Annotated in this window: 22 protein-coding genes; 14 read left to right on the top strand and 8 right to left on the bottom strand. The window is 66.6% G+C overall.

The genetic code is table 11. The annotated features are described in order from the left end of the window. Positions 1 to 43 precede the first annotated feature (43 nt). Positions 44 to 1,417 (top strand): ATP-dependent protease ATPase subunit HslU, encoded by a 1,374-nt coding sequence (gene hslU, locus AC2A1N_RS16115; RefSeq protein WP_061479701.1) that lies wholly within the window; start codon positions 44 to 46, stop codon positions 1,415 to 1,417. 96 nt (positions 1,418 to 1,513) lie between these two features. On the opposite strand, the gene AC2A1N_RS16110 is transcribed toward hslU, so the two are convergent. Together AC2A1N_RS16110 and smeT are read right to left on the bottom strand one after the other, a co-directional pair. Next, complete coding sequence (locus AC2A1N_RS16110; RefSeq protein ID WP_061479700.1) at positions 1,514 to 2,506, bottom strand: Gfo/Idh/MocA family protein; 993 nt, start codon at positions 2,504 to 2,506, stop codon at positions 1,514 to 1,516. 45 nt (positions 2,507 to 2,551) lie between these two features. Then, positions 2,552 to 3,211: an efflux transporter SmeDEF transcriptional repressor SmeT gene (smeT, locus tag AC2A1N_RS16105; RefSeq protein WP_061479699.1), complete on the bottom strand. Its 660-nt coding sequence runs from the start codon at positions 3,209 to 3,211 to the stop codon at positions 2,552 to 2,554. Positions 3,212 to 3,418: 207 nt separating this feature from the next. Between smeT and smeD the strand changes: the two genes are divergently transcribed. The 3 genes from smeD to smeF all read left to right on the top strand — a co-directional run bounded on the left by smeD (position 3,419) and on the right by smeF (position 9,221). Next, positions 3,419 to 4,603, top strand: a complete 1,185-nt coding sequence (gene smeD / locus AC2A1N_RS16100) for a multidrug efflux RND transporter periplasmic adaptor subunit SmeD (protein WP_061479698.1) — start codon at positions 3,419 to 3,421, stop codon at positions 4,601 to 4,603. A 12-nt stretch (positions 4,604 to 4,615) separates the two neighbouring features. Next, positions 4,616 to 7,738, top strand: a complete 3,123-nt coding sequence (gene smeE / locus AC2A1N_RS16095) for a multidrug efflux RND transporter permease subunit SmeE (RefSeq protein WP_061479697.1) — start codon at positions 4,616 to 4,618, stop codon at positions 7,736 to 7,738. A gap of 97 nt (positions 7,739 to 7,835) precedes the next feature. Continuing rightward, positions 7,836 to 9,221 (top strand): multidrug efflux RND transporter outer membrane subunit SmeF, encoded by a 1,386-nt coding sequence (gene smeF / locus AC2A1N_RS16090; RefSeq protein ID WP_061479696.1) that lies wholly within the window; start codon positions 7,836 to 7,838, stop codon positions 9,219 to 9,221. Between the two features lie 108 nt (positions 9,222 to 9,329). Here smeF and AC2A1N_RS16085 read toward each other — a convergent pair whose 3' ends face one another. The 5 genes from AC2A1N_RS16085 to AC2A1N_RS16065 form a co-directional block, all read right to left on the bottom strand. Beyond that, complete coding sequence (locus AC2A1N_RS16085; protein ID WP_082783342.1) at positions 9,330 to 9,782, bottom strand: REP-associated tyrosine transposase; 453 nt, start codon at positions 9,780 to 9,782, stop codon at positions 9,330 to 9,332. Positions 9,783 to 9,889: 107 nt separating this feature from the next. Beyond that, on the bottom strand, positions 9,890 to 10,312 hold the full coding sequence (locus tag AC2A1N_RS16080; protein WP_019660693.1) for a low affinity iron permease family protein: 423 nt from the start codon (positions 10,310 to 10,312) through the stop codon (positions 9,890 to 9,892). Positions 10,313 to 10,379: 67 nt separating this feature from the next. After that, the gene (locus AC2A1N_RS16075) at positions 10,380 to 10,715 is read right to left on the bottom strand and encodes a hypothetical protein (protein WP_021203904.1); all 336 of its coding nucleotides are present in this window, start codon (positions 10,713 to 10,715) and stop codon (positions 10,380 to 10,382) included. Positions 10,716 to 10,790: 75 nt separating this feature from the next. After that, positions 10,791 to 11,051, bottom strand: coding sequence for a hypothetical protein (locus AC2A1N_RS16070; RefSeq protein ID WP_021203905.1), 261 nt, complete (start codon positions 11,049 to 11,051; stop codon positions 10,791 to 10,793). 198 nt (positions 11,052 to 11,249) lie between these two features. Beyond that, positions 11,250 to 11,702: a nucleoside deaminase gene (locus AC2A1N_RS16065; protein WP_005419409.1), complete on the bottom strand. Its 453-nt coding sequence runs from the start codon at positions 11,700 to 11,702 to the stop codon at positions 11,250 to 11,252. 81 nt (positions 11,703 to 11,783) lie between these two features. On the opposite strand from AC2A1N_RS16065, the gene ubiE reads away from it, so the two are divergent. The 4 genes from ubiE to AC2A1N_RS16045 all read left to right on the top strand — a co-directional run bounded on the left by ubiE (position 11,784) and on the right by AC2A1N_RS16045 (position 16,136). Beyond that, positions 11,784 to 12,545, top strand: coding sequence for a bifunctional demethylmenaquinone methyltransferase/2-methoxy-6-polyprenyl-1,4-benzoquinol methylase UbiE (gene ubiE, locus AC2A1N_RS16060; RefSeq protein WP_005419407.1), 762 nt, complete (start codon positions 11,784 to 11,786; stop codon positions 12,543 to 12,545). Positions 12,546 to 12,728: 183 nt separating this feature from the next. Continuing rightward, on the top strand, positions 12,729 to 14,657 hold the full coding sequence (locus tag AC2A1N_RS16055; RefSeq protein WP_171952615.1) for a M1 family metallopeptidase: 1,929 nt from the start codon (positions 12,729 to 12,731) through the stop codon (positions 14,655 to 14,657). Between the two features lie 127 nt (positions 14,658 to 14,784). Beyond that, complete coding sequence (locus AC2A1N_RS16050) at positions 14,785 to 15,516, top strand: hypothetical protein (protein ID WP_484372855.1); 732 nt, start codon at positions 14,785 to 14,787, stop codon at positions 15,514 to 15,516. Then, positions 15,504 to 16,136 (top strand): HAD family hydrolase, encoded by a 633-nt coding sequence (locus AC2A1N_RS16045; protein WP_061479693.1) that lies wholly within the window; start codon positions 15,504 to 15,506, stop codon positions 16,134 to 16,136. The genes AC2A1N_RS16050 and AC2A1N_RS16045 overlap by 13 nt, the downstream gene beginning before the upstream one ends. Before the next feature lie 187 nt (positions 16,137 to 16,323). Here AC2A1N_RS16045 and AC2A1N_RS16040 read toward each other — a convergent pair whose 3' ends face one another. Next, positions 16,324 to 17,262 carry a carbohydrate kinase family protein gene (locus AC2A1N_RS16040; RefSeq protein ID WP_061479692.1) on the bottom strand — a complete coding sequence of 313 codons (939 nt, stop codon included), beginning with the start codon at positions 17,260 to 17,262 and terminating at the stop codon, positions 16,324 to 16,326. A gap of 283 nt (positions 17,263 to 17,545) precedes the next feature. Here AC2A1N_RS16040 and AC2A1N_RS16035 point away from each other — a divergent pair, with 283 nt between their 5' ends. From AC2A1N_RS16035 to rodA (AC2A1N_RS16010), 6 genes are all read left to right on the top strand, one after another. Then, positions 17,546 to 18,592 carry a rod shape-determining protein gene (locus AC2A1N_RS16035; protein ID WP_005419402.1) on the top strand — a complete coding sequence of 349 codons (1,047 nt, stop codon included), beginning with the start codon at positions 17,546 to 17,548 and terminating at the stop codon, positions 18,590 to 18,592. 121 nt (positions 18,593 to 18,713) lie between these two features. Beyond that, on the top strand, positions 18,714 to 19,868 hold the full coding sequence (gene mreC, locus AC2A1N_RS16030) for a rod shape-determining protein MreC (RefSeq protein WP_061479691.1): 1,155 nt from the start codon (positions 18,714 to 18,716) through the stop codon (positions 19,866 to 19,868). After that, positions 19,865 to 20,350: a rod shape-determining protein MreD gene (gene mreD / locus AC2A1N_RS16025; protein WP_005419400.1), complete on the top strand. Its 486-nt coding sequence runs from the start codon at positions 19,865 to 19,867 to the stop codon at positions 20,348 to 20,350. Before mreC ends, mreD begins: the two co-directional genes overlap by 4 nt. A gap of 3 nt (positions 20,351 to 20,353) precedes the next feature. Further along, complete coding sequence (mrdA, locus tag AC2A1N_RS16020) at positions 20,354 to 22,426, top strand: penicillin-binding protein 2 (protein WP_188217720.1); 2,073 nt, start codon at positions 20,354 to 20,356, stop codon at positions 22,424 to 22,426. Next, positions 22,423 to 23,535: a rod shape-determining protein RodA gene (rodA, locus tag AC2A1N_RS16015; protein WP_484372851.1), complete on the top strand. Its 1,113-nt coding sequence runs from the start codon at positions 22,423 to 22,425 to the stop codon at positions 23,533 to 23,535. The genes mrdA and rodA (AC2A1N_RS16015) overlap by 4 nt, the downstream gene beginning before the upstream one ends. A gap of 100 nt (positions 23,536 to 23,635) precedes the next feature. After that, a complete protein-coding gene (gene rodA, locus AC2A1N_RS16010; protein ID WP_061479688.1) occupies positions 23,636 to 24,730 on the top strand; it encodes a rod shape-determining protein RodA in 1,095 nt (364 codons plus the stop codon). The last annotated feature ends 872 nt before the right edge of the window (positions 24,731 to 25,602 follow it).

Below are 25,602 nucleotides of genomic sequence, written 5' to 3'. Positions count from 1 at the left end.
GCATGGCTCGGCTCTACATGCATCTGAATCCGTGAGCACATCCATGTCGAAGATCGAAGTTTCCTCCGCCACCATGACCCCGCGCGAGATCGTGCAGGAACTGGACCGGCATATCGTGGGCCAGCACGACGCCAAGCGTGCCGTGGCCATCGCCCTGCGCAACCGCTGGCGCCGCATGCAGCTGGCGCCGGAGCTTCGCAATGAAGTGATGCCGAAGAACATCCTGATGATCGGCCCGACCGGTGTCGGCAAGACCGAGATCGCGCGCCGCCTGGCTACGCTGGCCAACGCGCCGTTCGTGAAGGTCGAAGCCACGCGCTTCACCGAAGTGGGCTACGTCGGCAAGGACGTCGAGCAGATCATCCGCGACCTTGCTGATACCGCGGTCAAGCTGTACCGCGAACAGGCCAAGGTGCGCGTGCGTACCCAGGCCGAGGAACGCGCCGAAGACCGTATCCTCGATGCGCTGCTGCCGCGCCGCAGCGGTGGCATCGGTTTCGATCCGGAAGCCGCCCGCAACGAGCCGTCGGCGCAGGACAACGAGACCCGCATCAAGTTCCGCAAGATGCTGCGCAACGGCGAGCTGGACGAGCGTGAGATCGAGCTCGACCTGGCCGCCAATGTCAGCATGGACATCATGACCCCGCCGGGCATGGAGGAAATGGGCCAGCAGCTGAAGTCGATGTTCGCCAACCTCGGCGGCGGCGCGAAGGCGCACAAGCGCACGCTGACCATCAAGGCTGCGCGCCCGCTGCTGATCGAGGAAGAAGCCGGCAAGCTGGTCAACGAAGACGATATCCGCACCGCGGCGATCGAGGCCTGCGAGCAGCACGGCATCGTCTTCATCGACGAGATCGACAAGGTTGCCAAGCGCGGCGACAACGTGGGCGGTGGCGATGTCTCCCGCGAAGGCGTGCAGCGCGACCTGCTGCCGCTGGTGGAAGGCTCGAACGTGTCCACCAAGTACGGCACGATCAAGACGGACCACATCCTGTTCATCGCGTCGGGCGCGTTCCACCTGGCCAAGCCCAGCGACCTCATTCCGGAGCTGCAGGGCCGTTTCCCCATCCGCGTGGAACTGGGTGCGCTGAGTAAGGGTGATTTCGTGCGTATCCTGACCGAGCCGAAGGCTGCGCTGACCAAGCAGTACGAAGCGTTGCTGGCCACCGAGGGCGTCAAGGTCAGTTTCACCGCCGATGCCATCGAGCGCCTGGCCGAGATCGCCTTCCAGGTGAACGAGCGCCAGGAAAACATCGGCGCGCGCCGCCTGCATACGGTGCTGGAGCGCCTGCTGGATTCGCTCAGCTACGAGGCACCGGACCGCGATGGCGAAACCCTGGCCATCGACAGCGCCTACGTCGATGCACACCTGGGTGAGCTGGTGCAGGACCCGGACCTGAGCCGCTACATCCTGTAACGCCCGATCCGGCCGGATCCCTCGCCACGGCGAGGGCCCTGACTCCATCCACTGCAACAGAAAAGGCCGCCGCAGGGCGGCCTTTTGCGTTGGCGCTCAGCACGATTGCCGGGCGCGGTAGGCCTGCAGCACCTGGTCGATCACCGCGCTGGTGCGGGCAGCACTTACGCCGGTCGAGGGCGAACGGCCGCTGCCGCGCAGCTCGTCCACCAGATGCGCGATCAACGGTTGCTGGATCGACGACGGGTTGGGGATGTCGAATGTCTGCACACCGGCTTCGGTCTCCAGCACCACCGGTACATCCTCGAAGGTGGCGAAACGCAGCTGGCCGCGGTCGCCGGTGATCTCGATCTCATCCTGGCGGCGGAACGCGCAGAAGCTCCATTGCGCGATGCCATGCACGCCTGGCCCGATGCGGAAGCACATCGAGACGCTGTCCTCGGCGGCGTAAGCGCCGGCCAATGAACTGGCCAGGCCGCGCACATCGCTCAGCGGCCCCAGTAGATGATCGAGCAGGTCCAAGGTGTGCGAGCCCAGATCGACGAACAGCCCGCCGCCGGAGATCGCGGGATTGGTCCGCCAGAAGTCCGGCGATGCGGCATTCACCGAATGCGGCCGATGCAGGGTGGCGCGAACGCTGCGCGGTGTACCGATCGCGCCGCTGTCCAGCAGCTGCTTCACCTGCGCGAATCGGGGCAGGGCGCGGCGGTAGTAGGCGACGAACACGGGCACGCCACGGCGTGCACTGGCTTCCAGGATGCGCTCGCATTCGGCGAGGTCCAGGGCCATGGGTTTCTCGATATAGACCGGCTTGCCCGCGGCGATCGCCTGCAATGCGTACTGCATGTGCGTGGAGGGCGGTGTTGCAACGTACACAGCGTTCACGTCCGGATCGCCGATCAGCGCGTCGGCATCCGTGTACCAGCGTGGCACCGCGTGGCGCCGCGCATAGTCTTCGGCCAATGCGGCATTGCGGCGCATGACCGCCGCCACCCGTGAGCCGGGTGTGTTGGCCAGGGCGGGGCCGCTCTTCTTCTCGGTGACGCTGCCGCAGCCGATGAAGCCCCACACCACGTTGTCCAGGATCATGCGTCTGTCCTCACATTGGGGCTGCGATGGCCACAGCGACCCCGCTCATGCCTCGGGCAGCGGCTCGGGCACGGTGCCGGGAACGAACACGCCGTCCTTCACGTAGGCGGCCAGGGTCATGTCCAGTGCGAGCATGCCATCGCGCTTGAGGTCCATCAGTTCCGGTTCGACCATCGCACCGTGCAGTACGCCCAGCACGGTGGCGTGCAGCATGCGTGCGGCGATCTTCGGGTCTGCACCCTCGCGCAGCTGGCCCAGATCGCGGGCGCGGCGCAGGGCGCGCTCCATCCGGTCCAACGCATCGCGGAAACCGGCCTGCTGCAGTTCGGTCAGCACCTTGGTGTCAGCCGACGCATCGCTGCGCAGCATGATCTCCATGGTCTTGCGCAGGCGCTCGTCCTCGGACAGTTCGATGAACGAGTGGATCATCACCGCGCGCAGGTCGTGCACCGGCGTGTCGCGCTGGTCGGTCGAGGTGCGCTCCAGCTCCTGCATGAAAGGCAGATGCACGCGCTCGACGATCGCGGCCAGCACCTCGCTCTTGTTCTTGAAGTGCCAGTAGACCGCACCGCGGGTATAGCCGGCGCGGGCACCGATCATCTCCAGCGTGGTACGGGCCACGCCGTGTTCATGGAAGCAGGCTTCGGCGGCGTCAAGGATGCCTTCCCGGGTTGCCTGGGTGTCCTCTTTGGTCTTGCGGGCCATGGATGGGTACGAGTGCGGGTGAAACGTGGCTGAATTGTACCGGTTTACAAACAAACAAGCATGTATGTATATTTCGCTCCCATCATTCCCGTCGTGTGCGTGGCAGGCCGGTCCGGCTCCCACTCCCCGCTGGTGAGCGTTGCCTGCTGGCGCTTTCGGCCTGTATCAGCGCGATTTGAGATTCCTTCCCCTAAGAGCCTTTCCGTCATGTTGCTGAGCCGAATCCGACCCTTTGCGCTGTCGCTGGCGATCGCCGCGACCGTGGCTGCCTGCGGCGGCCAACCCCAGGCCCCCGAGCAGGGCCCGGGTGACGTCACTGTGGTCACGCTGAAGTCCGAGACCGTGGGCCTGACCCGCGAACTGCCGGGCCGTACCAACGCCTTCCTGGTCGCCGAAGTGCGGCCGCAGGTCAATGGCATCGTCGCCAAGCGCCTGTTCACCGAAGGTGGCATGGTCAAGGCCGGCGAGCCGCTGTACCAGATCGAGGACGCCAGCTACCGCGCCCAGGCCAACAGTGCCCGCGCCCAGCTGGCCCGCGCCGAGGCCACCGCCAACGCCGCCCGGCTGAGCGCCAAGCGCATCACCGAGCTGGCCAAGGTCGATGCGGTCAGCCAGCAGGACCTGGAAAATGCCGTGGCCGCGCAGAAGCAGGCCGAGGCGGATGTCGGTGCCGCGAAGGCATCGCTGGACGCAGCCAACGTCACCCTGGGCTACGCCCGCATCACCGCGCCGATCAGCGGCCGCATCGGCAAGTCCAGCGTCACCCAGGGTGCGCTGGTCAGCGCCGGCCAGGCCAATGCACTGGCTACGGTGCAGCAGCTGGATCCGATCTATGTCGACCTGACCCAGTCCTCGGCCGAGCTGCTGCAGCTGCGCCGCGAACTGGCTGCCGGCCGCCTGCAGGACAACCAGACCCTGCCGGTCAGCATCCTGATGGAAGACGGCAGCACCTTCGAGCACAAGGGCACGCTGGAGTTCTCCGAAGTCAGCGTCGATCCGACCACCGGCAGCTTCGGCCTGCGCGTGAAGGTGGACAACCCGGACGGCCTGCTGATGCCGGGCATGTACGTGCGTGCGGTGATCGGCGGCGGCGTGCGCAGTGATGCCGTGCTGGTGCCGATGCAGGGCATCGCCCGCGATCCGAAGGGCGATACCACGGCGATGGTGGTCGGCAAGGACAACCAGGTCGAAGTACGCCCGGTCAAGGTCAGCCGCACGGTTGGCGACAAGTGGCTGGTCGAGGACGGCCTGAAGGCCGGTGACAAGGTCATCGTGGAAGGCCTGCAGAAGATCGGCCCCGGCATGCCGGTCAAGGCCACCGAAAAGGGCGACGTACCGGCCAAGCCGGCGGCCGCCGCCCAGCCTGCCGCCCCGGCCGGCGACGCGAAGTAAGCGGAGAACCCCATGGCACGCTTTTTCATCGATCGACCCATCTTCGCGTGGGTGATCGCCATCATCATCATGCTCGCCGGCGGCCTGGCCCTGTTCAAGCTGCCGGTCTCGATGTACCCCAACGTCGCGCCGCCGGCGGTGGAAATCAGCGCCACCTACCCGGGTGCATCGGCCAAGGTGGTCGAAGACTCGGTGACGCAGATCATCGAGCAGAACATGAAGGGCCTTGATGGCCTGATCTACTTCTCCTCCAACAGCTCGTCCAACGGCCAGGCCACCATCACCCTGACCTTCGAGAGCGGCACCAACCCGGACATCGCCCAGGTGCAGGTGCAGAACAAGCTGCAGCTGGCCATGCCGCTGCTGCCGCAGGAAGTGCAGCGGCAGGGCATCAACGTGGCCAAGTCCAGCTCGGGCTTCCTGAACGTCATCGCGTTCGTGTCCGAGAACGGCAGCATGGACGCCAACGACATCGCCGACTACGTCGGTTCCAATGTCGTCGACCGCCTCAGCCGCGTGCCGGGCGTGGGCAACATCCAGGTATTCGGTGGCAAGTACGCCATGCGCATCTGGCTGGACCCGAACAAGCTGCATACCTATGGCCTGTCCGTCGCGGAAGTGACTGCGGCGATCAAGGCGCAGAACGCCCAGGTGGCGATCGGCCAGCTCGGCGGTGCGCCGTCGGTGAAGGGCCAGCAGCTCAACGCCACCATCAACGCGCAGTCGCGCCTGCAGACCCCGGAACAGTTCCGCAACATCATCGTGCGCGGCGCGCAGGACGGTGCCGAGCTGCGCCTGGGCGACGTTGCCCGCGTCGAACTGGGTGCCGAGTCCTACGACTTCGTCACCCGCTACAACGGCCAGCCGGCCAGCGGCCTGGCGGTCACCCTGGCGACCGGCGCCAATGCGCTGGATACCGCTGCCGGCGTGGATGCTGCGCTGGACGACATGAAGAGCTTCTTCCCGGCCGGATTGAAGGCCGAGATCCCGTACGACACCACCCCCTTCGTGCGCGTGTCGATCAAGGGCGTGGTGCAGACCCTGCTCGAAGCGATCGTGCTGGTGTTCGTGGTGATGTACCTGTTCCTGCAGAACTTCCGCGCCACCCTGATCCCGACCATCGCCGTGCCGGTGGTGCTGCTGGGTACCTTCGGCGTGCTGGCGATGCTGGGCTTCTCGGTGAACATGCTGACCATGTTCGCGATGGTGCTGGCGATCGGCCTGCTGGTGGACGACGCCATCGTGGTGGTGGAGAACGTCGAGCGCATCATGTCCGAGGAAGGACTGTCGCCGCTTGAAGCGACCCGCAAGTCGATGGGCCAGATCACCGGTGCGCTGGTGGGTATCGGCCTGGTGCTGTCGGCGGTGTTCGTGCCGATGGCCTTCATGAGCGGATCCACCGGCGTGATCTACCGGCAGTTCTCGGCCACGATCGTCTCTGCAATGGCGTTGTCGGTACTGGTGGCGATCGTGCTGACGCCGGCACTGTGCGCGACCATGCTCAAGCCGTTGAAGAAGGGCGAGCATCATGTTGCCCACCGCGGCCTGGCCGGTCGCTTCTTCAACGGTTTCAACCGCGGCTTCGACCGCACCAGCGAAAGTTACCAGCGTGGTGTGCGCGGCATCATCCATCGTCCGTGGCGCTTCATGGGCATCGTGGCGGCACTGTTCGTGCTGATGGGCGTGCTGTTCGTGCGCCTGCCCAGCTCGTTCCTGCCCAACGAAGACCAGGGCGTGCTGATGGCGCTGGTGCAGGCCCCGGTCGGCGCCACCCAGGAGCGCACGCTGGAATCGATCGCGGCATTGGAGAACCACTTCCTGCAGAACGAGAAGGATGCGGTGGATTCGGTGTTCTCCGTGCAGGGCTTCAGCTTCGCCGGCATGGGCCAGAACGCCGGCATGGCGTTCGTCAAGCTGAAGGACTGGAGCGAGCGTGACGCCAACAATGGCGTGATGCCGATCACCGGTCGTGCGATGGCAGCCCTGGGCCAGATCAAGGATGCCTTCATCTTCGCCTTCCCGCCGCCGGCCATTCCGGAACTGGGTACCGCCTCGGGCTATACCTTCTTCCTGAAGGACAACAGCGGCCAGGGCCACGAGGCACTGGTGGCCGCACGCAACCAGCTGCTCGGCCTGGCCGCCGGCAGCAAGAAGCTGGCCAACGTGCGCCCGAACGGCCAGGAGGACACGCCGCAGTTCCGCATCGACATCGACGCGGCCAAGGCGACCTCGCTGGGGCTGTCGATCGACCAGATCAACGGCACGCTGGCCGCTGCGTGGGGCAGCTCGTACATCGACGACTTCGTCGATCGTGGCCGCGTCAAGCGCGTGTTCGTGCAGGCCGACCAGCCGTTCCGCATGGTCCCGGAGGACTTCGACCTCTGGTCCGTGAAGAACGACAAGGGCGAGATGGTGCCGTTCAGCGCGTTCGCCACCAAGCACTGGGATTACGGTTCGCCGCGCCTGGAGCGCTACAACGGTGTGTCGGCGATGGAGATCCAGGGCGAACCGGCCCCGGGTGTTGCCTCCGGCGATGCCATGGCCGAGATCGAGCAACTGGCCAAGCAGCTGCCTGCGGGCTTCGGCATCGAGTGGACGGCGATGTCCTACCAGGAACGCCAGGCGGGCTCGCAGACGCCGTTGCTGTACACGCTGTCGCTGATGATCGTGTTCCTGTGCCTGGCCGCGATGTACGAAAGCTGGAGCGTGCCGACGGCGGTGCTGCTGGCGGCCCCGCTGGGTATCCTCGGCGCAGTGCTGGCCAATACCTTCAAGGGCCTGGAGCGCGACATCTATTTCCAGGTGGCGATGCTGACCACGGTAGGCCTGACCAGCAAGAACGCGATCCTGATCGTCGAGTTCGCCAAGGAAAACCTGGAGAAGGGCGCGGGCCTGATCGAGGCGATCATGCATGCGGTGCGCGACCGCCTGCGCCCGATCGTGATGACCTCGCTGGCCTTCGGCATGGGCGTGGTACCGCTGGCGATCTCCACCGGTGCCGGCTCCGGCGCCAAGCAGGCGATCGGCACCGGCGTGCTCGGCGGCATGATCGTCGGCACCGTGCTCGGCGTGTTCTTCGTACCGCTGTTCTTCGTGGTGGTGCAGCGCGTGTTCAAGCGCAAGACCGCCGAGTGATGAAATCCGGTAGCGCCGGGCCATGCCCGGCGGATGCCTCACCGCGTAGCCGCCGGGCATGGCCCGGCGCTACCACCGTGACCCCCAAGGTGTCGCCATGAAATTCTCTTCTCTTGCTGTATCCCTGGCCGGCGTGCTCGCGCTCGTCGGCTGTTCCACTCTGGTGCCGAAGAACACCGCCGTTGCGCCCGCCATCCCGGCGCAGTGGCCGGCCGAGGCTGCACAGGGCCAGGTGGCTGATGTCGCCGCCGTCGGCTGGCGCGATTTCTTCACCGATGCGCGCCTGCAGCAGGTGATCGAGCAGTCGCTGCAGAACAACCGCGACCTGCGCGTGGCCGTGCTCAACGTTGAACGCGCGCGCGGCCAGTACCGCGTGCAGCGCGCCGACCGCGTGCCCGGCGTGGCCGTCACCGGCCAGATGCAGCGCCAGGGCACCGACGCTGGCGTCACCGAGCAGTTCACCGCCGGTGTCGGCGTGGCCGAGTTCGAGCTGGACCTGTTCGGCCGCGTGCGCAACCTCAGCGAAGCGGCACTGCAGCAGTACTTTGCCGTAGCTGCCAATCGTCGCAACGCGCAGCTGAGCCTGGTGGCTGAGACAGCGACGGCGTGGCTGACCTACGGTGCCGATGCCCAGCGTCTGAAGATCGCCGATGCCACGCTGAAGACCTACGAGGATTCGTTGCGCTTGGCCGAGGCCCGCCACGAGCGTGGTGGCAGTTCGGCACTGGAACTGACCCAGACCCGCACGCTGGTCGAGACCGCGCGCACTGATGCAGCGCGCCTGCGTGGCCAGCTGGCCCAGGACCGCAACGCGCTGGCGCTGCTGGCCGGTGGCCAGTTGGATCCGGCGCTGCTGCCGGACGGCATCGAACCGCAGTTGCTGGCACTGGCGCCTCCGCCGGCCGGCCTGCCCAGCGATGTGCTGCTGCAGCGCCCGGACATCATGGCCGCCGAACACCAGCTGCTGGCCGCCAATGCCAACATCGGCGCGGCACGTGCCGCGTTCTTCCCGAGCATCTCGCTGACCGGTAGCATTGGCAGTGGCTCCAGCGAATTGTCCAGCCTGTTCGACAGCGGCACTCGCGTATGGAGTTTCCTGCCGAAGATCACCCTGCCGATCTTCCAGGGCGGCAAGCTGCGCGCCAACCTGGCCGTCGCCAACGCTGATCGTGATATCGCACTGGCGCAGTACGAGAAGTCGATCCAGGTGGGCTTCCGCGAAACCGCCGATGCGCTGGCGTTGAATGTCAGCCTGGATGAACAGGTGAGTTCACAGCAGCGCCTGGTGGAAGCGGCCGAACAGGCCAACCGCCTGTCGCAGGCACGTTACGACGCCGGCCTGGACAGCTTCGTGACCCTGCTGGACGCACGACGTACTGCCTACAACGCGCAGCAGACCCAGTTGCAGGCGCAGTTGGCCCAGCAGGCCAACCGCATCACCCTGTACAAGGTACTGGGCGGCGGCTGGCACGAGCGCGGCTGAGCAGCAATTCGATACCGGTAGCGCCGGGCCACGCCCGGCGGCTTTTCGTTCCTGCATGCCTGACGTCTGGGCGGACCGCACTTCGTGCTCGCCGGGCATGGCCAGGCGCTACCGCATGGGCCAACGGCACCATGCAAACGGATATTCATCGAGATGCAGGGTCAACCCTGCTCGGATGGGGTTGCCCAGGATGTACAACGCATGGCGCCTCAAGGCTTCCTCGCTGCGTACCGCGTGATCGAAATAGCTCGGCTGCCACAAAGGCGTCTGTATGCCGAACTGCTGCCCCAGCAACCGGCTGCTGCGGGATTTCACCGTTCCCATCATGCGCGCCAGTGATCCGTCGCGCAGCTGCATCAGCCAGTGCAGATGGTCAGGCATGACGACCCAAGCAAAGGACCGACTGAGGCCCGTGCGTTCAACATACCTCAATGCACCCACAAGACACGTTGCACAACGTGGATCTTCAAAGACCGGACGCCGGTGGCGTACGACCGTGGTGAGGACGTAGTAGCCCCCGATACGGGAGTGGCGGCCGCGTTCCAGCTGACGGCTGGACATGGCGCCAGTCTGCACTGATGGGATGTCCGCCGTTATCAGCCGAGGGCGATGGCCCGTGTGGGATTCTTCCGGGTATCGCGCTCGCCGGGCATGGCCCGGCGCTACCGTCAGATCGCTTCATCGTCGCGCCGCGCTGCATGGCAGGCGCGCACCCGCGCGAGCGCATCGCCGGCTTCGCGCGCCATCTGCTCGTACTCGGCGCGGATCTCTTCCAGGCGTGCCTCGTCCAGTTCTTCCAGATCCAGCAGCTCGTTGTTGGCCTCGGCGGTTGCCCGGATCAGCTCGTCCAGCTTGATCTGCATCGCGGCGGTGTCCGCGTTCTGCGTGTGCTGGATCAGGAACACCATCAGGAAGGTGATGATGGTGGTGCCGGTGTTGATCACCAGCTGCCAGGTGTCGTTGAAGCCGAACACCGGGCCACTGATGCCCCAGATCACCACGATCGCCACTGCAGCCAGGAAGGTCCACGGCGAGCCCGTGGCGGCCGCGGCCTTCTTGGCGATCGTATTGAACAGGTTTCGTGCTTTCATCGTCGTCGTCCCACTCAGGTGACGAGGATGATCGGCAGTGGCGCGTGGAGGCGCCGTGCAGCGGCCGTCAGGCGCGCATGCGTTGCAGTCGTGGCGCCTGCAGGCTGCGCACCGGGCTGCTCTGATAGACGTGCTGCCAGCAGAGGTCGACGAACTCGCGGGCCTGTGCTTCGCTCAGCCGCGGCATGATCTGCAGGGCGTACTGGGTCTGGAACATTTCGTCACGTTCGGCCTCGCTGGCGCGCGGCTGGGTGATCAGCGAATCACAGGCGAACTTGATCCACGGCACGTAGGAGCCGAACGAGTTGTGCGGCAGTGCGCCCTCGGCATGCTGGCGGCGCCAGTGGTCAAGCTCGGCGTCTACGTTGATGACCGGGGGAATGGTGGGGACTTCAGCGTGCATGACAATCCAGTTCGGTTGAGTGGAAAGGGAGTGGGGGTTCATCGGAGTGTGGCGTATCTGCCGGTGCATGCCGCGTCAGCGGGATGTGGAGCCGGTGTGGCGATTGCTGATCAGTTGCGCGTGCTCGACCGCCCCCATCTGCTCGGCCATGGTGGCCATCGCGTTGCACAGTCGCTCGTGATCGCGCGGCTGGCCGCGCACCAGTTCCAGCTGCAGGCCCTGGTAGGCACTCCAGAACGACGCACTGCGCCGGTGCAGCGCGAAGTGCTGCTGCAGGCGTTCGCGGATGGATTCGAGGATCGGGTCGGGCGTAGGTCGTACGGCGTGCGCGCACATGGCTGGCTCCGCCGGGGAAACGAGCCCCGGTAACCCCACCCTAGGCGTGTCAGCCGGGTGGGGTGTTACCGCAGTGTGTGCACGCAGTCCAGCTGACTGTGCGCGCGGTCACGGCAATGGCCGCAAACGCTGTCCGCACTAAGAGGTGGCGGCACTGAAGCGTTCATTAAACGGGTTCAACGGATGACGGTGTGTGGCTCATTCACCGATGTCTTCGTTCCAGATGTCCGGATGGCGGCTGATGAAATCGCCGAGCAGGTCAACGCATTCCTGGTTGTCGAGGTCGATCACGTTGACGCCGTTCTCGCGCAGCCAGTCGATGCCGCCCTGGAACGTGCGCGATTCGCCCACCACCACGGTGCCGATGTTGAACTGGCGCACCAGGCCCGAGCAGTACCAGCACGGTGCCAGGGTGGTGACCATGATCGTGTCCTGGTAACGGCGCTGGCGGCCGGCCTTGCGGAACGCATCGGTCTCGCCGTGCACCGACGGGTCGCCTTCCTGCACGCGGCGGTTGTGGCCGCAGCCAAGCAGGCGGCCGTCGTTGTGGTACAGCGCCGCGCCGATCGGGACGCCGCCCTCGGCCAGGCCCTGGCGGGCTTCGGCGATGGCGGTCTGCAGCAGGGCCTGGTAGTCGGGCGTGGTGATCATGCGGGGGCTCCGGTCAGTCGTGGCCCGCCATGATACGGGCAGGGGGTGCCGCTGGCCCCCGGCGGTGCGATAATCGGGGCCATGAGCGAATCCCCCTACAAAGCCGGTACCACCCATTTCGGGTTCCGCGACGTCGCCGCCAAGGACAAGCAGAAGCTGGTCGGCCAGGTGTTCACCTCGGTCGCGCGCAACTACGACCTGATGAACGACCTGATGAGCCTGGGCGTGCACCGGGCGTGGAAGCGCTACTACGTGGCGACCGCGCAGGTGAAGCCGGGCGACCGCGTGCTCGACCTGGCCGGCGGCACCGGCGACATCGCCGCCCTGCTGAAGGAGCGCGTCGGCGCCGAGGGCTCGGTGGTGCTGGGCGACATCAACGCCGGCATGCTGTCGGTCGGCCGGGACCGCCTGACCAACCGCGGCCTGGTGCTTGGCCTGGACTACGTGCAGTGCAACGCCGAAGCCCTGCCGTTCCCGGACAACAGCTTCGACCTGGTCACCATTGCCTTCGGCCTGCGCAACGTGACCGACAAGGACGCCGGCCTGCGCGAGATGTACCGCGTGCTGAAGGTGGGCGGCCAGGCCCGCGTGCTGGAGTTCTCCGAAGTCACTGCCGACTGGTTCAAGCCGATCTACGACTTCCACTCGTTCAAGATCCTGCCCAGGCTGGGCAAGTTGTTCGCCAACGATTCGGACAGCTACCAGTACCTGGCCGAGAGCATCCGCAAGCATCCGCCGCAGGACGAACTGAAGGCGATGATGGGGCAGGCCGGCTTCGAGCGCTGCCACTACAAGAACCTGACCGGCGGCATCGTCTCGATCCACTCCGGCTACAAGCTGTAAGCCCGGTGTTCCGGTAGTGCCGGCCGCTGGCCGGCACCTGCGCGGGCAACCACCGGGCGACGGGGTTGCCGGCCAGCGGCCGGCACTACCGGCGCTGTGCCGGCCATTACCCCGCACCGCGCAACGCCTGCCGGGCCGGAGGGAGGTACCATTGGGGTTTGATCCCCGTAACGGTCCCGATTCATGCGTAATCCGCTGATGCTCCTTCCGCTGGCCGTGGCCCTGGCCGCCGGCTGCTCCCAGGAGGCGGCCGCGCCCGCCGCCGCCCCGACTGCCGCAAAGGCCCCTGCCGCCCCCGTGAACGCCGAGAACCGCAGCCACGACGAGAGCTCGTACGCCGAGCCGGACAAGGTCGTCATCAAGGACATCGCGCTGGATCTGAAGCTGGACTTCGACCAGAAGCAGATCGGCGGCACCGCCACCTACACCCTGGAATGGAAGCAGAAGGACGCCAGGCAGCTGGTGCTCGACACCCGCGAGCTGACCGTGTCCAAGGTCGAGGCCGTCGCCGCCGATGGCGCGCGCAGCCCGCTGAAGTTCGAACTGGCCCCGGCCGACAAGGTGTTCGGCAGCAAGCTGACCATCGAGGCCCCGGAACAGCCGGCCAAGGTGGAAGTGAGCTACCACACCGCGCCGACCGCATCGGGCCTGCAGTGGCTGGCACCGTCGATGACCGAGGGCAAGAAGCTGCCCTTCATGTTCAGCCAGTCGCAGGCCATCCATGCCCGTTCATGGGTGCCGCTGCAGGACACCCCGAGCGTGCGCTTCACCTACAGCGCGCACGTGGTCTCGCGCCCGGACGTGATGGTGCTGATGAGCGCCGACAACGATCCGAAGGCCGCGCGTGATGGTGACTACACCTTCAAGATGCCGCAGCCGATTCCGTCCTACCTGCTGGCCATCGCCGCTGGCGACCTGGTGTTCGAGCCGATCTCCGGCCGCTCCGGCGTCTGGGCCGAACCGACCATGGTCAACAAGGCCGCCAAGGAATTCGAGGACACCGAGAAGATGATCGGTGCCGCCGAGAAGCTGTACGGCGAATACCGCTGGGGCCGCTACGACATGCTGGTGCTGCCGCCGTCGTTCCCGTTCGGTGGCATGGAGAACCCGCGCCTGACCTTCGCCACCCCGACCGTGATCGTCGGCGACAAGTCGCTGGTCTCGCTGGTCGCCCACGAACTGGCGCACAGCTGGTCGGGCAACCTGGTGACCAACGCCAGCTGGAAGGACATCTGGCTCAATGAAGGCTTCACCACCTACGTCCAGGGCCGCATCACCGAAGCCCTGTACGGCAAGGAAATGGCCGAGATGGAGAAGCAGATCGACCAGACCGACCTGCTGGCCGAAGTGAAGGACATGAGCCCGGCCGACCAGGCGCTGGCGCTGCCGCCGCTGAACGAGCGTGATCCCGACGAAGCGCTCAGCCAGGTGGCCTACGTCAAGGGTGCGTGGTTCCTGGAATTCCTGGAGCAGCGCTTCGGCCGCGAGACCTTCGATCCGTTCCTGCGTGGCTGGTTCGATGACCATGCTTTCCAGAGCGCGAACACCGACCAGTTCGTCGACTACATGAAGAAGAACCTGCTGCCGAAGAATCCGTCGGCAGTGACCGAGGCCGAACTGAAGGCATGGCTGGACGAGCCGGGCATTCCGGCGTTCGCGGCCAAGGCGCAGTCGCGCAACTTCAGCAGCGTCGATACCGCGCGCATCGCCTTCGCCAGCGCCGGCACCGTGCCGAGCAGCCAGGTCATCGCCGACTGGAGCACGCAGGAATGGGTGCGCTTCATCGATGGCCTGGGCGCGACCCAGCCGCTGGACAAGCTGGCCACGCTGGACAAGGCCTTCCACTTCACCGGCACCCCGAATGGCGAGATCGCCATGCGCTGGTACCCGCTGGCGATCCGCAGCGGCTACGAGCAGGCCAATGAAGGCGCGGCGGCATTCATCGAGCGCGTCGGCCGTCGCAAGCTGATCCTGCCGATCTATGCCGAACTGGTGAAGACGCCGAAGGGTCTGGAGCTGGCCAAGCAGGCCTTCGAAAAGGCCAAGCCGGGCTACCACCCGATCACGACCGCCTCGGTCCAGGACATGCTGGCCAAGGCTGAAGCCAAGTAAGCGGTAGTGCCGGTCGCTGGCCGGCAACCGGTCACTGCTTCACCACCAACGGCGGGGAAACCCGCCGTTGGTGTATCCGCTTTTCGCTGCCGATAGAATCGGGATGCACTCGCAAAGGACCTCCGCCATGAAACGACTGATCCTGCTCACCGCCTGCACCCTGGCCCTGGCCGCCTGCAGCAACCCGGAAGAGGAACGCAAGGCGCAGGAAGCCGCCGCGGCCGCCGTGCAGGCGCAGAAGGAAGGCAAGGCCGAGGACGTCGCCAAGCAGTACGACATGGCTGTGGCCGCGCAGGACTGGGAACGCGCGCGCCTGCATGGTGCCTCGCTGCTGGACCAGTACAAGGACACCGCCGCCGCCGAGCGCATCGCCGCCGGTTTCGATGAAGTAAAGGCCAAGGGCGATGCCGCGCGCGACCTGCGCCGCATGCAGGGGCTGTGGCAGTACAACCAGATTCCGGTCGGCAGCAAGGGCAGCCAGGTCTCGGCGTCGATCTACAGCAAGGAACGGGTGGACGTGGACGGCAGTGGTGCCAAGCCGGTGCAGCTGGTGTTCCGCGATCACCCGGAGTGGAAGCGGCACGCCTACCTGGTGCTGCAGGCTGGCGATTTCCGCTGCCCGCAGTGCACGGTGAAGGTGACCGTGGACGATGGCAAGCCGGTGTCGATGGCGGCCTGGCGCCCAAAGACCGATGAGGCCATCGCCCTGTTCATCACCGACCAGAAGGCGCTGTGGAAGCTGGCGCGCAAGGGCAGGTCGATCAGCATCGAGTTCCCGGTCAAGGCCGGCGGCACCCGCACGGCGGTGTTCGAAACGGGTGGCGTCGACGCCAGCCGCATGCCGCAGTGGTGGCAGTGACGGGGGCGGCGGGCAGCGCAGTGCACGCGTTGTCCGCGATCCGGCACTGGGTGTTCGACATGGATGGCACGCTGACTGTGGCCGTGCATGATTTCGCCGCGATCCGCCGCGCATTGCAGATTACGGCCGAGGAAGACATCCTCGACCATATCGCGGCGTTGCCGGATGCGCCGGCGCAGGCCAAGCGTGAGTGGTTGCTGGATCATGAGCGCGCGCTGGCCGAGGACGCACTGCCGGCACCGGGTGCGGTGAAGCTGCTGCGCGCGCTGGCGGCGGCCGGGTGCCGGCTGGGCATCCTGACCCGCAATGATCATGCGCTGGCGAAGCTGACGCTGGAGGCGATCGGGGTCGGGGCGTTGTTCGACGATGCCGACATCATTGGTCGCGATGAAGCGGTGCCCAAGCCCTCGCCGGAGGGGCTGCAGCAGCATCTCCGGCGATGGGGCATCGGGCCTGCGCAGGCGGTGATGGTCGGCGACCACGCCTATGACCTGGAGTGCGGCCGTGCCGCAGGCACGCACACCGTGCTGGTCAACCTGCCGGAAAATCCGTGGCCGGGCCGTGCCGACTGGCATTTCGCCGATTGCCGCGCCTTGTTGGCTGCCTGGCAGGGCGCCTGATGATGTAGAGCCGAGCCCACGCTCGGCTGCTCTCCGGTCAGATCGCGCTGGCGCGCGCAAGCCGAGCATGGCTCGGCTCTACAGAGAGCAGGCCACGTGTCAGTCGGAGGTTCCGGTAGTGCCGGCCGCTGGCCGGCAGTGTCGACCAAGGTCGACACCCACCGATCAGATGTGCGGGCAGTTCGGTTTACGCGCTTAGCGCGTAACCGAACTGCTGCTTGAACTGCTCGTTGAACTCATCGAAGGTGAAGCGCTGGTTCTGCGTGCCCGGATGCTCGACCTTCAGCGCGCCCATCAGGTTGCCCATGCGGCCGATGGTCAGCCAGTCGTAGCCTTTCTGGATGCCGTAGATCAGGCCGGCGCGGAAGGCGTCGCCACAGCCGGTCGGGTCGACCACGCGGCGCTCGTGCGCCGGCGGGATGTCATAGCTCTTTTCCGGGGTGTGGATGACCGCGCCCTTCGGGCCGCGGGTGGTGATGTAGGCCTTGACCCGGCTGACGATCTCCTTTTCGTCCCAGCCGGTGCGCTCCTGCAGCAGGTTCGACTCGTAGTCGTTGACCACCACGTAGTCGGCCTGCTCGATGAAGGCGCGCAGTTCCGGGCCGTTGAACAGCGGCATGGCCTGGCCCGGGTCGAAGATGAACGGGATGCCGTCTTCGTGGAATTCCTGCGCGTTCTGGATCATGCCTTCGCGGCCGTCCGGGCCGACCAGGCCCAGGGTCACGCCCGGCACCCCACGCACGTGGTTCTCGTAGGAACGCATCATCGCGCCCGGGTGGAAGGCGGTGATCTGGTTGTTGTCGTGGTCGGTGGTGATGAACGCCTGCGGGGTGAACAGCTCATCGATCACGCGCACGCGCGACAGGTCGATGCCCAGGCCTTCGAAGTATTCGCGGTACGGGCCGAAGTCCGAACCCACGGTGCCCATCGGGATCGGCTGGCCGCCCAGCAGGTGCAGGTTGTAGGCGATGTTGCCTGCGCAGCCGCCGAACTCGCGGCGCATGCGCGGCACCAGGAAGGACACGTTCAGGATGTGCACCTTGTCCGGCAGGATGTGATTCTTGAACTGGTCCGGAAACACCATGATGGTGTCGAAGGCAAGAGAACCACAGATCAGAGCGGACATCGATGTAAGCCTATGCGGTGAATTTTGGGGTGGGCCGGCCCGGTTCAGCGGGCAAGCAAACGGCGCCCTTGGGCGCCCGACGGCGCAAAGGTTACCCGCTGGTGCCGCTCAGGGCCAGAACCGGGTGAGACCCGATCAGGCCGAAAGCCTGTGAAGACGCGGGTTCAGCTAGTTTTTTCCTTGCTCGGCGGCAGGCGGGTTGCTAGGCTTGTCGGCCTCGATTTCTGCCCATTTTTTCGCCATCCCGCGGCGGGCACGACACCCCTCAGGACTCCTTCCTCAGATGTTCAAGAAACTCCGTGGCATGTTCTCCAACGACCTGTCCATCGACCTGGGCACGGCCAACACCCTCATCTACGTGCGCGGGCAGGGGATCGTGCTGAACGAGCCGTCGGTCGTGGCCGTGCGCCAGGACCGTGCCATCGGTGGCACCCGCTCGGTGGCAGCCGTCGGCGCCGAAGCCAAGCAGATGCTGGGCCGTACCCCGGGCCACATCACCACCATCCGCCCGATGAAGGACGGCGTCATCGCCGACTTCACCTATACCGAGGCGATGCTCAAGCACTTCATCAAGAAGGTGCACAAGTCGCGCGTGCTGCGCCCGAGCCCGCGCGTGCTCGTCTGCGTGCCGGCCGGCTCGACCCAGGTCGAGCGCCGCGCGATCAAGGAATCGGCCGAGGAAGCCGGTGCCCGTGACGTGTTCCTGATCGAAGAACCGATGGCCGCCGCGATCGGCGCCGGCATGCCGGTCACCGAAGCCCGTGGCTCGATGGTCATCGACATCGGCGGTGGCACCACCGAAGTGGCGGTCATCTCGCTCAACGGCATCGTCTATTCGGCCTCGGTCCGCATCGGCGGCGACCGCTTCGACGAGTCCATCACCAACTACGTGCGCCGCAACCACGGCATGCTGATCGGTGAAGCCACCGCCGAGCGCATCAAGGTCGAGCTGGGCTGCGCCTACCCGCAGGCGGAAGTGATCGAGATGGAAATCTCCGGCCGCAACCTCGCCGAGGGCGTGCCGAAGATGATCAAGATCAGCTCCAACGAAGTGCTCGAGGCCCTGCACGAACCGCTGTCGGGCATCGTCAGCGCGGTCAAGCTGGCGCTGGAGCAGACCCCGCCGGAACTGTGCGCCGACGTCGCCGAGCGCGGCATCGTGCTGACCGGTGGTGGCGCCCTGCTGCGCGACCTGGACCGCCTGATCTCCGAGGAGACCGGCCTGCACGTGCAGGTGGCCGACGATCCGCTGACCTGCGTGGCCCGCGGTGGCGGCCGTGCGCTGGAGCTGGTGGACATGCACGGCAACGAGTTCTTTGCGCCGGAATAAGCCGTCCCGGCCGTTCCTGCCCGCCGCGCCCTTCCGGGGTGCGGCCCGCCGTGATGGCGGGCCGGCACCGGCGGGGCGCCCGCGTGTTTCCCTTCCGCCTTCTGCCAGTTGAATCGTTGCCGTGCCGCCCTACGCCGGTCCTCCCGTCGCCTCCCGATCCGGTGATGCCGCCAGTCCCCTGCGGTTGCTGGCCTATCTCGCGTTGGCCATCACCCTGATCGTGCTCGATGACCAGGCCGGCTGGCTGGCACGCCTGCGCGAGCAGGCCAACAGCCTGGTACAGCCGGTGTGGGCACTGGCTGGCCTGCCCGGCAAGCTCGGCAACCAGGTCAAGGATTCCGCCGCCAGCCATACCCAGCTGGTCGCCGAAAACCGTGAGCTGCGCAACCAGCTGCTGCTGGCCAACGCGCGCCTGACTCGCCTGCAGACCGCCGCGCTGGACAACGCCCAGCTGCGCGAACTGCTGAACGTGGCCGAGCGCAGTGGCCTGGACGTGCAGCTGGCGCCGATCCTGGACATCGACCTGGACCCGGTGAAGCAGCGCCTGGTGCTCGACGCAGGCAGCCGCGAGGGCGTGCACGTCGGCCAGGCGGTGATCGACGCCGGCGGCCTGATGGGGCAGGTGATCAGCGTGACCGGCGGCACCTCCACCGTGCTGCTGCTGACCGATCCCGACCACGCGGTGCCGGTCACCGTGGCCCGCAACGGCGTGCGCCTGATCGTCTACGGCCGCGGCGACACGCTGGAGCTGCGCGATATTCCGCTCAGCGCCGGGGTGGAAGTGGGCGATGAGATCGTCACCTCCGGTCTTGGCGGGCGTTTCCCGGCCGGCTTCCCGGTCGGCACCATCACCGGCCTGCGCCCGGACGACACCCATGCGTTCCTGGTCGGCGAACTGAAGCCGGCCGCACAGCTCGACCGCGGCCGCGACGTGCTGCTGCTGCGCCCGGGCGCGGCGATTCGCTTGCCTGCGGCCAGCGAACCGCAGCCGACTGCACCTTCGGCGCAACCGGCCCGCGCATCCTCCCTTACCCCCGCGCCGTTGGCGCGCCCCCCTCAACAAGAGGGGGGCTCTCCACCCGCCGGGTCCCCGGTAGTGCCGGCCGCTGGCCGGCAACAGCCCTCGTCGCAAACGAGGACTGTTGCCCCCGCATCCTCCCTTAACCCCGCGCCGTTGGCGCGCCCCCTTGAACAACAAGGGGGCTCCACCCCAGCCGGCGCTACGGTAGTGCCGGCCGCTGGCCGGCAACCGACCGCGCCGGAGGGCCAGCGATGAGCCGCCTGCGCGACAACCCGTGGGTGCTGCCGGCCAGCCTGGTGGTGGCGCTGCTGCTGGGCCTGCTGCCGCTGCCGGCGCTGCTGCAGCCGCTGCGCCCATACTGGCTGGCGCTGGTGCTGGCGTACTGGGTGATCGAAGCTCCCGAACGCGTCGGCCTGGGCATCGCCTTCGCCAGCGGCGTGGTGGCCGACCTGCTGTACGGCGGCGTGCTGGGCGAACAGGCACTGCGGCTGGTGATGCTGGCCTTCATCCTGCAGCGCTTCCGTGCCCGCATCCGCTTCTTCCCGATGTCCCAGCAGATGCTGGCCATCGGCGGCCTGCTGTTCAACGATCGCATCGTCAGCGCGCTGGTCCACATCGTGGTGGATGAGCCAACGCTGCCCTGGTCGTACTGGTGGGCGCCGCTGCTGGGCATGGGCCTGTGGCCGCTGGTGTTCGTGCTGCTGGACGCGGTGCGCTTCGGCAAGCGCGGGCGCTGAGCCATGATCCCGCGCCGCCAGGTCAAGAACCCGCACGCCGAAGCCGAACAGTTCCGCCGTCGTGCGGCGCTGGGTTTCCTGGGCGTGCTGGTCTGCCTGCTGGGCCTGGGCGGCTGGTACTTCAAGCTGCAGGTGCTGGACCACGACGTCTACGCCACGCGCTCGGAGGCCAACCGCATCAAGCCGCGGCCGGTGGTGCCGGGGCGCGGCATGATCTACGACCGCAACGGTCGCCTGCTGGCCGAAAACGTGCCGGCCTTCCGCCTGGACGTGACCCCGGACAAGGTCAAGGACATGGATGCCACCCTGGAAGGGCTGGCGAAGATCATCAACATCAGCCCGGAAGAGCTGGAAGCATTCAACAGGTCGCGCAAGGCGCGCCGCAAGTTCCTGCCGGTCACGCTGAAGCTGCGCATGAGCGACGAGGAGATGGCGCGCTTCGCCGTCGACCGCTGGCGTTTCCCAGGCGTCGAGCTCGAACCCTACCTGACCCGGCGCTATCCCTATGGCGATCTGTTCGCGCACATCATCGGCTACGTCGGTCGCGTCGATGACAAGGATCTGGAGATCCTCGGCGAAGGCAATGCCGCGCTGACCCACATCGGCAAGTCCGGCCTGGAGCGCTATTACGAGCAGCAGCTGCGCGGCAAGGTCGGCTACGAGCAGGTCGAGACCAACGTGCAGGGCCGCGCGATCCGCACCATCGGCCGCGTCGCCGCGCAGTCCGGCGCCGACCTGCGGCTGTCGATCGACGCCGACCTGCAGCGCGCGATGGTGGCCGCGTTCGGCGACCAGGAGGGTTCGGCGGTGGCGATGGATCCGCGCACTGGCGAAGTGCTGGCGATGGTCAGCCTGCCGTCCTACGACCCCAACCTGTTCGTCAACGGCATTTCCCATGCCGACTTCAAGGCCTTGAACGAAAACCCGTCGCGGCCACAGTTCAACCGCCTGGTGCTCGGTGGCGTCGCTCCCGGTTCCACGCTGAAGCCGCTGATCGGCCTGGCGGGACTGGACTCCGGCGTGCGCCGCCCGGAAGACAAGGTGCTGTCCACCGGCATGTTCTACCTGCCGGGCACCTCGCGCGGCTGGGGTGACGCCCACCGTGGCGGCCACGGCTGGACGGATCTGCGCAAGTCCATCGCCGAATCGGTCAACACCTATTACTACAAGCTGGCGCTGGACCTGGGCATCGAGCGCTTCGACCATTACATGGAGTACTACGGCTTCGGCCAGCCGACCGGCATCGACCTCACCGGCGAGATCGGCGGCATCCTGCCTTCGCCGGCCTACAAACGGAAGACCCGCAAGGAAGCCTGGTATCCCGGCGATACGGTCAACATCAGCATCGGCCAGGGTGACTGGAAGGTCACCCCGCTGCAGCTGGCGCGCGGCGTCAGCGGCCTGGCCGACGGTCAGCTGCGCACCCCGCACCTGGTGATCCAGCAGCGCGACGGCTTCGACAGCGACTGGACGGCAATGCCGGCCGGCGAAAGCAAGCCGGTCAGCCCCAATCCCAACAACGTGCAGGCCGTGCGCGAGGGCATGATGGCAACCATGCGGCCCGGCGGCAGCGGCTGGCGCGTCGCGGTCGGTGCGCCGTACGTGATGGCCGGCAAGACCGGTACCGCACAGGTCATCAGCCGCAAGGGTACCGCCGCCGTGAACCCGAAGAGCCTGCCGATGCACCTGCGCCACCGCGCGCTGTTCGTTGGCTTCGCGCCGGTCGAAAACCCGGTCATCGCAATTGCGGTGGCAGTGGAAGGTGGTGGCTATGGTGGTTCGGCCGCGGCGCCGATCGCGCGCAAGGTGTTCGACGCTTACCTGTTGGGCAAGATGCCCGAAGGCATGCAGCCGCTGGACAGCGAGCGCGGCACCACCGCCATCGGCGCCACCGCGTTCGACAACGAAGACGCGGGCGCACGTCAGGCCGGTGACCTCGCCGCTGCACAGGTGGGAGAGCATCCGGTGCTGATCGGTGCACCCGCACCGGAGCCGGCGCCTGCGCCGCAGCCGGGTGCGCCGACCGCCGCGCTGCCCGCCACGCCCCGCCCGACCCCTGCGGAGCCTGCACGATGAGAGTGTTCCTGCGCTGGGCCGGCGACATGCTGCGCCGCTTTTTCAGCACGCTGGACTGGGTGCTGTGCCTGGCCCTGGGCGCGCTGATGGTGATTGGCCTGGCGACCCTGAAGAGCGCTGGTGGCGACAGCCTGGTGATGGCGCAGGGCGCGCGTTTCGCGGTGGGCATGGCCGCACTGTGGGGCATCTCGCGGGTGCCGATCCTGCGCATCCGCTCGGCCACGCCGATGATCTACGCGATCTCGATGATCCCGCTGCTGGCGGTGTTCGCGCTGGGCACCGGTAAATATGGCCGGCAGTGGCTGGACCTGAAGTTCTTCTACCTGCAGCCGGCCGAACTGCTGAAGGTGAGCCTGCCGATGATGGTGGCGTGGTACCTGCACAAGATGCCGCTGCCGCCGCGCTTCAATACCGTGCTCGTGGCCTTGATCATCATCGGCGTACCCACCGGCCTGGTGATGATGCAGCCGGACTTCGGTACCGGCGTGCTGATCGCCGCCAGCGGCGTGTTCGTGCTGCTGCTGGCGGGCCTGCCGTGGTGGTGGGTTGGGCTGGGCGTGGGCGGCGTGGCTGCGGTTGCGCCGGTGGCCTGGTTCTGGTTGCTGCGGCCGTACCAGAAGGACCGCATCATGATGTTCCTGGACCCGGAGATGGACGCGCTGGGCGCCGGCTGGAACATCATCCAGTCGAAGATCGCGATCGGTTCCGGCGGCTTCGATGGCAAGGGCTGGGGCGAAGGCTCGCAGTCGCACCTGAACTTCATTCCCGAGCAGACCACCGACTTCGCGTTCTCGGTGCTGAGCGAGGAGTTCGGCTGGATCGGCGTGGCCACCGTGCTGGCGCTGTACCTTGTGGTGATCGGGCGTTGCCTGTGGATCGCCAGCCAGTCGCGCGATTCCTATTCGCGCCTGCTGGCTGGTGCCACCGGCCTGGCGTTCTTCGTCTACGTGCTGGTGAATGGCGGGATGATTTCCGGCCTGCTGCCGGTGGTAGGCGTGCCGATGCCGCTGATCAGCTACGGTGGTACTTCGGCGGTGTCGCTGCTGGCCGGTTTCGGCCTGGTAATGGCGGTGCGCAGCCACAACCCGGTGCACGGGGGTTACGGGTAACATCGGCTGCGCGCTTCTTTAGAGTCGAGCATGGCTCGACTCTACAAACGCAGGGCCACAATGACAGCTTCACGCAAGCACCCGTTGCTACCGTGCCCGCGTGAAATGGAAACGACTGCTTGGCGGCTGCCGTGAGGCGCTGCGCACGATCGATCTGCCGTTGCTGGGCGCGTTGTTGATCCTGATGGGCGCCGGCCTGGCGGTGCTGCACAGCGTGTCCGGCCCGGTGGCCGGGCAGGCGGCACGCTTTGCCGGTGGGCTGTTGGCGATGTGGCTGCTGTCGCGTGTTTCGCTGCTGCGATTGCGTGCGTGGACCCCTGCGATCTACGCGCTGTCGATGCTGCCGCTGATGGCGGTTTACGTCATCGGCACCGGCAAGTACGGGCAGCGCTGGCTGAACCTCGGCGTGTTCTACCTGCAGCCGTCCGAGCTGCTCAAGCTCAGCCTGCCGCTGATGGTGGCGTGGTACCTGCATCGGCAACCACTGCCGCCCTCGCCGCGCACGGTATTGACTGCCGCGCTGCTGATCGGCATGCCGGCGGTACTGATCCTCATGCAGCCCAACCTCGGCACCGCCACGTTGGTCACTGCCAGTGGCGTGTTCGCGTTGTTGCTGGCGGGCCTGCACTGGGGCTGGTTGGCGACCGGGGCGGCAGGGCTGGCAGTGGCTGCACCCCTGGCGTGGTTCGGCTTGCTGCGGCAATACCAGAAGGATCGTGTGCTGACCTTCCTCGACCCGGCGGCCGACCCGCTTGGTACCGGCTGGAACATCCTGCAATCGCGCATCGCGATCGGTTCCGGGGGCTGGCAAGGACGCGGCTGGGGGCAGGGCACGCAGGCCACGCTGGATTTCCTGCCCGAGTACACCACCGACTTCGCGTTCTCGGTGCTGGCCGAGGAATTCGGCTGGATCGGCGTGGCGACGCTGTTCGCGCTGTACCTGTTCGTGGTGGGGCGTTGCCTGTGGATTGCGGTGCACGCGCGCGACACGCACGCGCGATTGCTGGCCGGTAGCCTGGGGCTGGCGTTCTTCGTCTACGTGCTGGTGAACGGCGGAATGATTTCCGGCCTGCTGCCGGTGGTGGGCATTCCGATGCCGCTGATCAGTTATGGCGGGACATCCGCTGTCTCGTTGCTGGCCGGCGTCGGGTTGGTGATGGCGGTACGCGGGCACCGGCCCGTGCACGGGGGATAGGGTTTCCAGCCAACGGCGCAGCCCCTCGTGGGTGGTTGGGTTGGTCGCTTAAAACCGGATTGCTGAGGGCTGGCCGGGTGGGTGAGTAGTGCGGGGACGCCGTAAACCCGTCCATGCCGCGGACACCCCGCACTACCCACCCACCCGGCCGCTGACAGTTCACGGGTGTTCTCCATCCACGGAGAAGAAAAAGAAGATCAAAGGCAAAAGCAGCTTGGCCGGTTGCTTCATTGCTTCCTGTAGAGCCGAGCCATGCTCGGCTCACGAGCAAGCGCAGCGCCGCGACCCGCTTTTGAATTTTCTTTTCTTTTCCATGGGGGAACGCGCCCGGAACCTGTCCGCAGCCCAGCTCCCCGGCCCCACCCGCGAACCGCTTTTCGCGACCACCCCCGAGGGGCGGCGCCGTTGGCCGAGGACTTCCTGGCGCTGCGCATTGCCCGTTGTGGAAGCGTTCTCACAACAATGCGACGCAACACGCTCCCCGACGAAAGTCCGCAAAAAACGTTAGCTGGTTCACATTTTTACACCGCGTTGATCTTGATCAATGGACTTGTCGTAATCGGCCTGCACAATGGCGGCCCGTTCGGCACGGCGCGCCGTCAATCGATGCAGCGCGAGGGGGCGTCGGGCGGGAGCAGTACTGATCCAACGGGTACAGGGAGCGCGGGGAACTGCCACTGGGGAGCGGCAGCCGCGCAGGTACCGACCGGATCCGGTCGCCGGTTGCGTCTGCGGGGATGGGGACGCAACCGGCCACCTCTATCTGAATGGGGAAGCTCGATCACGACGTCTTCACATTTCCCGCTGAACGCGGGCAAATCGTTGTGATTCATGGTGTTAGGGGTTTTAATTCATCCATGACCTGCTAACCT

This window comes from Stenotrophomonas maltophilia group sp. SKK55 (genome assembly GCF_057179845.1).
The sequence above is the reverse complement of the archived record's forward strand: the minus strand, read 5'-3'. Positions and strand labels throughout refer to the sequence as shown.